Genomic DNA, 12566 nt, shown 5'->3' on the forward strand with positions numbered 1-12566 from the left:
GTCATACCCCCATTGAAAGCGGACGCCGGGTCTGGGACCCGGCGTCCGTTCTAACGTCTATTGCATCTACTTATTTTTCATCGGATTTGCGCCAGATCGTGAACTTGAGAACTGTGAGCAAAAGCAGCGCAAAGACGATCAAACCACCGATCTGTCCGATTGAAAGCCGATCGGAAACATCGATCACGTCGCCAAGGCTGACCGATGTGCCATCCAGCAGCTTCTTTACAGGGATGACCGCAAAAACCGCCAGCAGGATACCGACAAGCCCTTCACCCGCGATCATGCCGGACATATACAAGACGCCCGAATCGATCGCCGCTTTGCGCGCCTTTTCGCTTTTAAACTTACGCTTGTCAAACCAAAGACGGATCAGGCCGCCCACCATGATCGGCGTGGACAGGTGGATTGGCAGATAAAGGCCGACTGCAAACGGTAGCACGGGAATCCCAAGGATTTCAATAGCAATGCCGATGCCAACACCCACAAAAACAAGCGTCCAGGGCAGATTGCCCTCCATAACGCCCTCAACGACCATCTTCATCAGCATGGCCTGTGGAGCCGGCAGCATTTGGGAACCATAGCCCCACGCACTGTCAAGCAGATAGAGCACGCCGCCGATGGCAATCGCGGAGGCGACAACGCCGACCAGCTCGCCGTACTGCTGCTTGCGCGGCGTGGCGCCGACAATGTAGCCGGTTTTGAGATCCTGAGACGTATCGCCCGCGATGGCCGCGATGATGCAGATGACAGAGCCGATCGCGATCGCGCCCATCATGCCGCTCTGGCCGGACGAGCCGGTCGATTTGAGCAGGATGGTCGAAATGAGCAGCGTGGCGATCGCCATACCGGAAACCGGGTTGTTGGACGAACCAACCAGACCAACGAGCCGCGACGACACCGTTGCAAAGAAGAAACCGAAGAGCGCGATACAGACCGCACCGATCAATGTGACTGGAATCGGCGGGAACAGCCAGATGAACACAATCGTCAGAACGATCAGAATCAGAATAATCCCCATATTCATGTCCTGATCGGTCCGCAGCCCGCTGGATTCATTCTTGTTGCGGTAACTGCTCATAGCCTGTGCGAAGGTGCGCACAATCAGCGGCAGGGATTTAATCAGGCTCATGATGCCGCCCGCAGCAACCGCGCCCGCGCCAATGTATTTGATGTAATTTGTCCAGATAGAGAAAGAGTCCATCTCGGAAATCGGTACGGATCCGGGGAACAGAACGGTATCAATGCCGAACAGAGCGATCAGCGGCATAAGCACAAACCAGCTTGTCACGCCGCCGGCCAGCATATAGGATGAAATACGCGGCCCGCAGATATAACCGACGCCGGCCAGCGCAGGCAGAATGTCCATGCCGATGCCGGAGCCTTTATATGCGGTCACTTCATAGTGCACCTCGCTCGGGAAGATCTTCAGGCCATCCGCAATGAACTTATACAGCGCGGCAATCCCCAACCCGGCAAACACGGTGCCGGCTTTGGCGCCGCCCTCTTCACCGGCGAGCAAGACCTCGGCGCAGGCGGTTCCTTCCGGATAGGGAAGCACGCCGTGCTCCTTTACAATCAGCGCTGAGCGCAGCGGCACCATAAACAAGACGCCAAGAATGCCGCCGCAAAGAGCGATCAAAGCGATCTCAATGAGGGAGGGCGCGCCCTGTCCCCATTCCTTCATCCACATGAACATGGCGGGCAATGTAAAAATCGCGCCCGCCGCGACCGATTCACCAGCGGAGCCGATCGTTTGAACCATATTGTTTTCCAGGATCGATTCACGATGCAGGATCACGCGGATGATTCCCATCGAGATAACAGCCGCGGGAATCGAGGCCGAAACCGTCATGCCGACGCGCAGGCCCAGATAGGCGTTTGCACCGCCAAACAGCACAGCCAGAATCACACCGATTACAATCGATGTCGCCGTAAATTCGGGAACGATTTTCTCCGCCGGTATGAACGGCTTGAAGCTGGACTTCTCCTCCATTAAACAACCACTTCCTTTTTCTTTTCCCTTTTGCATGCCGCATACAGCGCAACATAACCACAGCCGGCGTTTCCCTGTACCGCCATCCAAGGTCAGTTGCATTTGCAACGGTAACAGTATACCACAATTTTCCGTGACTTCCAACGCAGTTGGAATAAAATATCCATTTTTGTCGAAAAAGTATGATTATCCATAATTTTTCTGTAGGAATTGTGCAGCGTTACGGCAATGCATTAACGAAATAAGCAAACACATTATCAAAGTGCAACAATTGCGTTCGAAATAATCTGGTGATTTTTCCAAATGTTTTCAACAATCCAATTTTCATTTGTTTTATGGTAAGTAACTTCTTCATCCGGGAAAAGCGCGCCGAACGCCACCGCATTTTCAAACGCGCGCGCATAGGTGCCGCCGCCAGTCGATACAGGCTCGTCCTCGCGGCCTGTGCAGTCCCGGTATACGCGCTGGAGCGTTGTAACAAGCGGCGAATTCTTTTCCACATAAAGCGGCGGCTGGAAATACTCGTTTTCCACCGTAAACCCAAGCGGCGCGACCTTTTCTGCGATCGCGTCGACAACCTGCTTGTCCGTAAATGTGACGGGAATGCGGATATCGCAGCGAAGGTCGGCCGAATGCGCATCCACTTTTGCAATTGACGGATTGATTGTTAGTTTACCCGACGGTTCATCCGAAAATGCGATCCCGAAGCCTTCCGCGTTTGCCATCCCACAAAGCTTGACAAACGGGTGGTCAACCCCTTTTTCATGAAGCTGGCCGCACAGCCCCAGAAGTGCGTTCACACCAAGCTCAGGCGCCATCGCATGCGCTGCTTTGCCCTGCGCCTCATACCGGACGCCGTCGACCACCGCGCTTGCAAACGCCGGCACGACATTATATGCGTTTTCACAGGTCAGGCTGATCGGCTTGACCTGCGCGTCAAGCGCCGCCGAAATGCGCACATGGAGAATCCCTTTTTCAGCATATGTCGTAGGGTACTCCGCATCGGGGGTAAACGCGCAGGAGGGCAGCTCCTCTGTCCGACGGTAACGCTTCATACAGCTCCACTCGCCGGCCTCCTCGTCACCGCCAAGTATCAGGCGTACGCGCTTATCGAGCTTAACGCCGCTGTCCGCGACAGCCTTCATGGCATAAAGCGCGACCATAGCCGGGCCTTTGTCGTCGGAGGTACCGCGCCCATAGATGCGGCCGTCAATCACAGTGCCGTCAAACGGCGGCGCGACCCATCCCTCGGATTCTACGGGAACGGTATCAACATGCGCGATGATGCCGACCATACGGTCGCCCTCGCCCATCTCAATCCAGCCGCAGTAACCGTCCACATTTTTTGCGCGGAATCCAAACCTGCGCCCAAGCTCCAGCATATATTCAAGCGCGTCATAGATGCCCTGTCCAAGCGGCGCTTTTTCTGTTTCAGGCCCACAGTCAAAGCGGACGCTTTTGATGCGCAGCAGCCCTTGAAGGTCGCTGATAAATTGTTCCTTATCGATTTGGTATTGCTTCATGTCCTTAACCCCTTTTTTTATTGTCTTCAGGGCTCGTTTGAAAATAAAGGAATTGCCGGATTTTTCGCAAACAGCAGGCGAATACAAGGCAAAAAACGCAGGAATCCTTTCGGATTCCGAGGCTTTTCCACACAACGTCCGCCCCTGTTTGTAGAAAAAGACGGGAATTCTAATTTTTCAAACAGCCACCAGCCTGAAAGCCGCCATTGGGCTGGCTTTTCCCGGCACACAATCCTAATTTATTATTTATTATATTACCAAATTTTCGCGCTGTAAACCAATTGTATCGTTTTGGCACAGAAAAAACAGCCGTTGGTATGGGCTTGACAAGAACCGTGCTCCATGATATCCTAAAAAAGAACATACGTTCTATAAAGGGAGGCATACATGTGGACCTGATGGAGAAGCTGGAGATCCTGTCGGACGCGGCCAAATACGACGCGGCCTGCACATCGTCCGGCGTATCGCGCACCGCGCCGCGCGGCGGTATTGGAAGCTGTACCGCGGCCGGACTCTGCCACAGCTTTGCGGCGGATGGACGCTGTATTTCACTGCTGAAGGTTCTCATGACAAACGCATGTATTTATGACTGCAAATACTGTGTGAACCGGCGCAGCAATGATACACGCAGGGCCGCTTTTTCCCCGCGTGAGCTTGCACATCTGACGATCCAGTTCTACCGCCGCAACTATATTGAAGGGCTGTTCCTTTCGTCCGGTATCCTCAAAAATCCCGACTATACCTGTGAACGGCTGATTGAAACGCTCTCGCTGCTGCGCGGCGAATACCGGTTCGGCGGCTATATACATGTCAAGGCGATTCCCGGCGCCGACGATGCGCTCATCCGCAGGCTCGGCCTGCTCGCCGATCGCATGAGCGTCAATATTGAACTTCCAAGCCATCAAAGCCTGGAAAAGCTTGCGCCGGACAAAACAAAAAATTCCATTCTCAGGCCCATGGGCTTTATCCGCAGCGCAATCGTGGAAAGCTCGGCCGAGCTTGTCCGTTACCACAGCGCGCCGCGTTTCGCACCAGCCGGACAAAGCACCCAGATGATCATCGGCGCGACGCCGGACACGGATTTTCAGATTTTGCGGCTGACACAGAGCCTCTACCGAAAATATGCGCTCAAGCGTGTTTTTTTCTCCGCCTATATGCCGGTGCAGTCCGATTCGCTGCTGCCTTCCATTGATACCAAGCCGCCTTTGCTGCGCGAGCACCGGCTTTACCAGGCCGACTGGCTCCTGCGTTTTTATGGTTTTGAAGCGTCGGAACTGCTTGATGAAACGCATCAAAGCTTCAACCCGCTGATCGATCCCAAATGCAATTGGGCGCTGAACCATATGGAGCAGTTCCCTGTTGAGGTCAATACCGCGCCGTATGAGCTGTTGCTGCGCGTGCCGGGCGTCGGCGTCAAAAGCGCACAGCGCATCGTCGCGGCGCGGCGCCGCACAAGTCTCGATTTCGACGGCCTGCGCCGCATCGGCGTCGTTCTCAAGCGTGCGCAATACTTTCTTTTATGCAGAGGGCGCGCGGCCGCCGGCGTCAAAATTACACCAGACAGCGCGCTGCGCGCGCTGATCTCTGAGCGCGATTATGAACTGGCGGCCCTTCCCGGCGATGCGCCGGAGCAGCTTTCCCTGTTCGACCGCGTTCCCAGCCGAACGGAGGTGGTCCAATGCCTGACCGGTCAACTGTAAAAAACGGCAGTTCGCGTCCGCCGTTTGTCCAGGGTCCCGCATACCGCAGCGACGGCAGCTTTGAGGGGCTGCTCTGCTGCGTCTTTGAAAGCTACACGCGCCGCGAGCTGCCCGCCGAACTTTTGGAACCGGACGCCGCGACGCTCTTTCCGACACGTGATATCACAACTGACCTGGCACACGCCGACCGTGTCTGGCGTTCGCTCATACGTATGGGCGGCGAGGTATGCGACTGGGTGCGCGACGGCTGGAACTCCTGTGCCGCCAAACGCGAACGCGTCATATTTGATTTTATTCGCGCGGCATACCGATATGGCGCCGCTGTCACGGACCTGCTGTCGGAGAGCAGCACGGCGGCGCTCTTTCGCCTTGTGCGTGCGCAGCGCAACGAAGCGCATCTGCTGATCGAATTTGCGCGTTTTTCAGATTTTGGCGGCGCGCTTGTCTGCGTGATCGATCCAAAGTCAATCGTACTCGCCGAGATGGGGGCGCATTTTTCCGCGCGTTTTCCTGAGGAAACCTTTATGATCTTTGACCGCACACATGGGCTTGCACTTTTTTATCGCCCATATGTGTCGGTCATCCGTCCGGTTGACGATCTGACCTTACCTCCTGCCGATGACGCCGAGCGCTGTTTCCGCGATCTGTGGCGGCATTACTACCGATCCATTGCTATTGAAGGCCGGTATAATCCGAAGTGCCGTATGACGCATATGGCCAAGCGTTTCTGGAAAAACATGCCCGAGCTTGACTATGAAACAGGCGTCCTGCGCGCAGAGGAAGCGGCCGCGCTGAAGGGGCCGCCTAGTCCGGCACTTTCTTGAAAATCCACACACAGCAATATAAATAAATCCTGCTGTCTGCAAAGGACAACGGGATTTTATTTTATAATACAATACGTATAAATACCACTCATTTTGACTTCTCTTATGGAAACATTGTTTATAATCGTTTTTGCAAAATAATTCTGGCTGAAGTAATGCTGATCTCATCCAAGGTATATATATCGCTAAACTTTTTAGAAAGTGGAAAATCTTTTAGCATTTGTTCCCAGTCATTTGGACGATATACAGTTTCTTCCATAACTTTAAATCCTGTTTCCTGAAATATTTTCACAAAATCTTTGTGTCGGAGGCGATTGACATAATGTAAACAAGGATTATATTTTTTCCATTTTTTATCATCATATCGTAAAAAATTATAAGGAGTGATCTTTTTATCGATACTGCAGTAATGATCAGCATAGTTAATATAAAAAGATATAAGGCCATCGTCTTTTAATACACGATGGCATTCATACATAATCGGCGCCAATAACGCTGGTTCAATATGCTCAAATACTTCCTGAGAATAAATGAAGTCAACCGATTGATCGTCCATCCCTGTCTGAGCAGAATCACCAGGTATCAAAAGATCAATTCGGAATTCATCTTCCAGCATACCTTTCATTTTGTTTTCTTTAATATCTATAGTTGATACTGAGATTTTACCATCTTCCCGCAGATAGCGAACAATTGTATTGACTAACTCAGATCGAATATGGTCATTTACATCCAATGCCTTGATCCGCTTATATCCTAATGTGCTGAAAACCAACGCCATTGCCAAATACCATCCACATCCAATTTCATAAACGATCGCATTATCTACTGATTTATGAGCAACAAAGCTTTTATGATGTTCCATGGCTTGGACAAATTTGGAATGATACATCTTCCTTGAAGGAGGAAGGTTTCTCGAAATATATTTTTGTGCAACATAGTTCATCTGTTCGCTATTGGGCAACATACCAAAGATCGTTTGCATTATGCATTTAATTCGGAAGTTCATTAGGACACCGCCTTAATAAAGTAATCAATATAAACAAATGTTCAATCAGTAAGCTTCACATCTACCTTACGTCGCCTCTGCGCAGGCGGCCGACGACATTGAGCAGGCGCACACCACCGGAAACAAGCAGGATGCCGATTGAAAGCGCGCCCGCAATCCCAAAGGTATGGATACCTGTGTCCATAAAATTCATCATATCGCCGTTGATGCAGTATTCCATCGTATAATAGATGCCGCCGCCTGGAACAAGCGGGATCAGCCCCACCACCAGATAAACGGTCGCGGGGGCCTTATAAAGGCGCGCCATAATTTCCGAATAGACAGCAACCACTATGATGGCCAAAAATGACTGGATAATATCGTTTTTCATACCGCCGCAGAGCAGATAGACGCACCAGCCCAGCGCGCCGCCCGCCGACGAAAGCAGCAGCATTTGCTTGCGCGGACGGATATTAAACGACAGACAATAGCCGATGCATCCTATAAACGAATACAGGCACGGAAACAGGATATCCATCAAGCATCCTCCTCAAAGCAAACGTGTCAGCATCAGTGCTGCGCCTGCGCCGAGCGCAATCGCAGTCGCTACAAGCAGCGCCTCCGTCATGCGCGTCTGACCGGCAAGATAATCGCCCGCCATAATGTCGCGCATCGCATTGGTCAGCGCAACGCCCGGAACAAGGTTCATCAATGTGCCAATCACGATTTTATCAATATTGTGCGCCAGCCCCGCCGATACCGCGCCCACAGCCAACAGCATAATGACGCCGCCCGCCACGATGTTGACAAACACAGCATTTGCTTCCAACCGCTGCATGACAAGACAGATAAAAAACGCCGCTACACCGGTCACAGCCGCACACAACGCGTCCGGCAGCCCGCCGCCAAAAAACAACGTGAATGCAAACGCGATCAGGATGAAACCTGCTATGCGGCGGCGCGGCGTAGCCACATCCTGATTTCGAATCTCCTCAAGCGCGCCGCGTGCCTGTTCAATATCCAATTCCCCACGGCAAATACGCCGGCACAGGTCGTTGAGCCGCTCCACGCGATCCAAATTCGTCCCGCGCGCATAGATACGCCTCGTCTTTGTTTCACTTCCGCCGCCTGTGCGCGCGATGGAAACAATGACGCATGTCGGTACGGCAAATACACTCGCCTCCATATCGCCAAACGCGCGCACAATTCGGGAAACCGATTCCTCCACACGGTACGTTTCTGCGCCGCTTTCAAGCAGCTCACAGCCGATATCACAGACAATGTCCAAAAGAGCATCGCAATCCAACAAAAACACCCCATCCCAAACACCGGCTCGATGCTCATCTCCAGCCGCAATTTCATCAAAAATACAATCCATCACAAACCGCTCCATCTAGGCGGGCCGATTCCCTTCTGACCGGCATGGTGTAATTGCCCATCAAAAGGCGGTTGCCGCGCAAGCGGCGAACCGTTGGGCATGGCCCGGTATAATAACCGCTTTGCGGTTATTATACCATGTCCGCGAAGCGGCATGGTATAATGGGCCATTGGGGCGGCAGCGGGCTGCGCCCGCGTATCGCCCTGGCCATAAGGCGTATAATAACCGCCCTGCGGTTATTATACCATGCCCGCGAAGCGGCATGGTATAATTGGCCATCGGGGCGGCAGCGGGCTGCGCCCGCGTATCGCCCTGGCCATAACCCGGTATAATAACCGCTCTGCGGTTATTATACCATGCCCTGAATCAAAACAAAAGCGGTGCGGTCAAAGACCGCACCGCTTTTCAATTGCGTTATGGATAAATCAATATTTTTCCGTGATCGCTTCGAGATCGCGTTTGAGTTCCTCAATCTCGGCGGGCGTAAGGTCAAGCTGCGGCGCCTTCATGTGGCCGGATTTCAAGCCACGCATTTTGAGCGCCTCTTTGAAATAGGCCATATTGCTGCCGCCGCGCAGCGCGCTGCAATACTTGATACAGACATGCTGAAGCTCGTTGGCGCGCTTATAATCGCCGTCACAGTACGCTTTATAGACGGCGACAAACGGCTCGGGATACACGCCCGAAATCCCGGATACTGTGCCGTCGCACCCCATCATCAGCGCCGGGAAAAACATCTTGTCCTGACCCTGCATAACGGAAAAATCTCCGCCGTTGATTTCGAGATATTCATATGTACGGATAAAGTCGGGATAGCTGTATTTAATGCCGATTACATTCTTGCAGCGGTTGGCAACATTCTGCGCCACGCATGTTTTGATATCATTGGCCGCGCACTGCGGAATATTGTAAAGATAAACGGGATAATCCTCTGGAACGCTCCCTGCGACAGCGACATAAAATTCCTCAATTTCACGGTCGTTGGCCCCAAAGAACTGTGGGGAAACAACGCCGATTCCATCCGCACCAATTTCATATGCATGTCTGGCCAGTTCGACAGCGTCCTCCTGACGCATCGCTCCAACATGGATGAACACGGTACAGCGTCCCGCTGCCTGCCCGACAACCGTCTTGGCCACAAGCTTGCGCTCCTCAACTGTCATGCGGAGCATTTCGCCTGTCGTCCCCAACGGATACAGGCAGTTTACTCCCTTTTCAATCAAGAAATCGGTCAACTCACGTATTGCATCCACGTCCGGCGTACCGTCCGCAGTAAACAGCGTGGTCATAGCCGTGGTAACACCAAACAACTTTTTCATAATAGCTGATTGCCTCCAAATCTGTTTTTGCCCCTTTGGCCTGCTGCCGGCGGGCCAAAGGGGCGGCGGAATATTCCGCCGCTTTGTTAAACTTTGAATTTGAATACAAGCTTACGGTAGGTCACGGGGCGTTCGCCGCCCATATGGCAGCCGGGTTTATGCGCATCGTGCGGAAAAACCGCATAGAACATGCCCGGCATAAGATCGAACGCGACGCCGGAACCATGGAAAAAAGCGATATCCTTGTCCGCGTCGTATGCAACAGCCTCCGGCAGCGCGGCGCGGTCAGCCCATTCCACACGCTCGCCACCCCTGCAAAGCAGCTGCAAATCGGCGTAAGCGTCGTGTGCTTCAAACTGCGCCTGTTCGGGCGGACGCGTCGTACCCTCCTGGACTAATACGAAGCCTCCATCGAAATCATACCGTCCTTCTTTCAATTGGTCCGCCTTATCAAGAAAAGCCAATATCCCATCGACACACGGAATCTTCCCGCGGTATTGCTCCAGATATGCGATCGAATCAAAGATCACTGCATCCTCATCCTTTCCCGTTCCCGGATATTATCCAGAGAATGGCTGATATGGTCCATTGCGGCGGCATGCGCCTTATGCGGATCATGCTCGCTGAGCGCCTGTATGATGTTGTTATGACGCATAAACGCGTCACGGTTCTCGTCATTGATATTGTAGCCTGCGGCGATTCCCCGCCGGAGCGGATGCGCCATAACCTCCACAAACATCTCCAGCAGCGGATTTCCTGACAGCCGGGCGATTTCCGTATGAAAGTCCACATCGATACCCATGCTTTTTTCCTGATCGCCCGCAGCCTCACGAAGCTGACGGTTCATCAGCTCCAGGCGCGCGACCTGCTGCTGTGTGCATTTTACGGCTGCAAGTGAGCATGCGGCGCTCTCCAAAATGCCGCGCATCTGAAAAACCTGCTCATAATCAATGTTGTCCATCAGAATAATCCGGTTGACAACATTCACAAGATCGCTTGATTCCGGCTTTGTAATGTATGAACCGCCGCCCATGCGCGAATCGATCAGCCCGCGCTCCTTGAGCAGCTTTAACGATTCACGCATCACATTGCGGCTGACGCCAAAGCTTTCCGCGAGCGCCTGCTCAGACGGCAGACGCTCGCCTACCTGCGTGTTACCGCTGAGAATACTATCCTCCAGTTTCTCCGCAACTGTTTCATACAAATTTTCGCGTTTCACTTCATAATCGATGTTTTGCAGCGTCCTCACCACCATCGTCCTCCCCTATTAAGACGTTTCAACGCTTATTCATACATCCATTTTAAATGAAACCATCATCCAGCGTCAAGCGGGGACCTGGCTTTTTTTGCGTTTCATGCCCTCGCGGACGATCGGAACGATCAGCGAAGCGGCTGTGAGCAGCAACAGGATCACTGTGATCGGGCGCGTGAAGAAAATTGACGCGTCGCCCATAGACAGCGCCATACTGCGGCGGAAATTTGACTCGGCAATCGGACCGAGCAGCAACGCCAGGATAAAGGGTCCGAGCGGGATATCCGCTTTTTTACAGATAAAGCCGATGACGCCCGCAAAGAACATGACGATGACATCAAACATCGAATTGTTGACCGCGTAGGAGCCGAGGACGCAGAAGCCGATGACGATCACCCAGATGACCTCCTGCTTCACCTTGAGGATCAGCGTTGCCAGCTTTGAGGAAAGCAGTCCGAGGATCATAATCATGATGTAGCCGACGACCATCAGCGCCATGACGTTGTACACAAAATCGGCGTGTTCAACAAACATCTGCGGCCCAGGCTGCATACCGTACATCATCAGCGAGCCAATGAGCACCGCCGTTACGCCGTCGCCCGGGATGCCCAGCGTCATCATAGTAGTCATTGCGCCGCCGATGACCGCATTGTTCGCGCAGGAGGTGACGCACAGCCCGGTGATGTTTCCCTTGCCATAGCTGTCCGGGTCCTTGGACATGTTCTTTGCCTGCTGCCAACAGATGATGGAGGCGATATCGCCGCCCGTCCCAGGGATTGCGCCGATCACGGCGCTGATCAGAGCGGAAATCACCGTAGGGACCGCGCAATCCTTCCATTCCTTTTTTGTCAGAAGGCTGTCGCCCTTCACGCGCTTGATCTCAGCCTTGCGCGTCTCCTCCCCCTTGACGCGGTTGCTCACCTGATACAGCACCTCGCCGACGCCAAACATTCCCACCAGCACAACGACGAACTGGACGCCGGAAAGCAGATTGACATTTCCAAAGGTAAAGCGCGGGACGGAGAACATCGGGTCAAGGCCGATGGTGGAGATCATGAAGCCGGCGATACCGGCAAACAATCCCTTCAGGATGTTGCCACCCGAAACGCCGATCATCATGGACAGGCCGAAAAAGGACAGCGCGAACATCTCCGGCGGTCCGAAGCTGAGCGCAAAGCGCGCGACCGGAAACGAAGCGACGATCAGGACAATCGTACCAACAAGGCCGCCGAAGCACGAAAAGATCGTGTTGGTATTGAGCGCCTTGGCGATTTTCCCCTCTTTAACAAGCGCATACCCGTCAAAAGACTGCGCGATGGACGCCGGCGTTCCCGGCGTATTGATCAGGATTGCGGAAATACCGCCCGCCCATATGGCCGAATTATAAACGCCAAGCAGGACAGCCATGCCCTGCGCAGGCTCCAGCCAGAAGGTCAGCGGCGTCAGGATCGCAATGCCCATCGTGGCGGAAAGGCCGGGCAGCGTACCGATGACCATACCGGCCACAACGCCGAGCAGGCAATAAAAGAATACATCTGTCGTAAAAATGCCGACGAGCGTCGACCAAAGCAATTCCATATGTGCAGCCC

At 53.2% G+C, this 12566-nt stretch carries 11 protein-coding genes; 2 read left to right on the top strand and 9 right to left on the bottom strand.

All coding sequences use genetic code 11. The annotated features are described in order from the left end of the window. Positions 1-70: 70 nt before the first annotated feature. On the bottom strand, positions 71-1996 hold the full coding sequence (locus tag FMM72_RS02840; protein WP_160209261.1) for an OPT family oligopeptide transporter: 1926 nt from the start codon (positions 1994-1996) through the stop codon (positions 71-73). A gap of 257 nt (positions 1997-2253) precedes the next feature. Beyond that, positions 2254-3519: a Sapep family Mn(2+)-dependent dipeptidase gene (locus FMM72_RS02845; protein ID WP_162220525.1), complete on the bottom strand. Its 1266-nt coding sequence runs from the start codon at positions 3517-3519 to the stop codon at positions 2254-2256. A gap of 389 nt (positions 3520-3908) precedes the next feature. Here FMM72_RS02845 and FMM72_RS02850 point away from each other — a divergent pair, with 389 nt between their 5' ends. Then, entirely contained in the window at positions 3909-5219 is a 1311-nt protein-coding gene (locus FMM72_RS02850) for a putative DNA modification/repair radical SAM protein (protein ID WP_162220526.1), read from the top strand. Then, positions 5198-6043 (top strand): TIGR03915 family putative DNA repair protein, encoded by an 846-nt coding sequence (locus FMM72_RS02855; protein WP_162220527.1) that lies wholly within the window; start codon positions 5198-5200, stop codon positions 6041-6043. The genes FMM72_RS02850 and FMM72_RS02855 overlap by 22 nt, the downstream gene beginning before the upstream one ends. A gap of 118 nt (positions 6044-6161) precedes the next feature. Here FMM72_RS02855 and FMM72_RS02860 read toward each other — a convergent pair whose 3' ends face one another. From FMM72_RS02860 to FMM72_RS02890, 7 genes are all read right to left on the bottom strand, one after another. Beyond that, positions 6162-7049 carry a class I SAM-dependent methyltransferase gene (locus FMM72_RS02860; protein WP_162220528.1) on the bottom strand — a complete coding sequence of 296 codons (888 nt, stop codon included), beginning with the start codon at positions 7047-7049 and terminating at the stop codon, positions 6162-6164. A 61-nt stretch (positions 7050-7110) separates the two neighbouring features. After that, positions 7111-7566: a threonine/serine exporter family protein gene (locus tag FMM72_RS02865; protein ID WP_162220529.1), complete on the bottom strand. Its 456-nt coding sequence runs from the start codon at positions 7564-7566 to the stop codon at positions 7111-7113. 12 nt (positions 7567-7578) lie between these two features. Next, positions 7579-8406: a threonine/serine exporter family protein gene (locus tag FMM72_RS02870; protein WP_160209266.1), complete on the bottom strand. Its 828-nt coding sequence runs from the start codon at positions 8404-8406 to the stop codon at positions 7579-7581. 425 nt (positions 8407-8831) lie between these two features. After that, complete coding sequence (locus FMM72_RS02875) at positions 8832-9725, bottom strand: dihydrodipicolinate synthase family protein (RefSeq protein WP_160209267.1); 894 nt, start codon at positions 9723-9725, stop codon at positions 8832-8834. Positions 9726-9811: 86 nt separating this feature from the next. After that, entirely contained in the window at positions 9812-10255 is a 444-nt protein-coding gene (locus tag FMM72_RS02880; protein WP_162220530.1) for a YhcH/YjgK/YiaL family protein, read from the bottom strand. Continuing rightward, entirely contained in the window at positions 10252-10974 is a 723-nt protein-coding gene (locus FMM72_RS02885; RefSeq protein ID WP_162220531.1) for a FadR/GntR family transcriptional regulator, read from the bottom strand. The genes FMM72_RS02880 and FMM72_RS02885 overlap by 4 nt, the downstream gene beginning before the upstream one ends. Positions 10975-11049: 75 nt before the next feature. Beyond that, positions 11050-12555, bottom strand: coding sequence for a tripartite tricarboxylate transporter permease (locus FMM72_RS02890; protein ID WP_160209270.1), 1506 nt, complete (start codon positions 12553-12555; stop codon positions 11050-11052). Between the last annotated feature and the right edge of the window lie 11 nt (positions 12556-12566).

This window comes from Anaerotruncus colihominis (assembly GCF_010206195.1).
Classification (GTDB): domain Bacteria; phylum Bacillota; class Clostridia; order Oscillospirales; family Ruminococcaceae; genus Anaerotruncus; species Anaerotruncus colihominis_A.

Coding starts and splice junctions, on each gene's coding strand:
- FMM72_RS02840 (WP_160209261.1), bottom strand. CDS start 1,996: ATGGAGGAGAAGTCCAGCTTCAAGCCGTTCATACCGGCGGAGAAAATC.
- FMM72_RS02845 (WP_162220525.1), bottom strand. CDS start 3,519: ATGAAGCAATACCAAATCGATAAGGAACAATTTATCAGCGACCTTCAA.
- FMM72_RS02855 (WP_162220527.1), top strand. CDS start 5,198: ATGCCTGACCGGTCAACTGTAAAAAACGGCAGTTCGCGTCCGCCGTTT.
- FMM72_RS02860 (WP_162220528.1), bottom strand. CDS start 7,049: ATGAACTTCCGAATTAAATGCATAATGCAAACGATCTTTGGTATGTTG.
- FMM72_RS02865 (WP_162220529.1), bottom strand. CDS start 7,566: ATGGATATCCTGTTTCCGTGCCTGTATTCGTTTATAGGATGCATCGGC.
- FMM72_RS02870 (WP_160209266.1), bottom strand. CDS start 8,406: ATGGATTGTATTTTTGATGAAATTGCGGCTGGAGATGAGCATCGAGCC.
- FMM72_RS02875 (WP_160209267.1), bottom strand. CDS start 9,725: ATGAAAAAGTTGTTTGGTGTTACCACGGCTATGACCACGCTGTTTACT.
- FMM72_RS02890 (WP_160209270.1), bottom strand. CDS start 12,555: ATGGAATTGCTTTGGTCGACGCTCGTCGGCATTTTTACGACAGATGTA.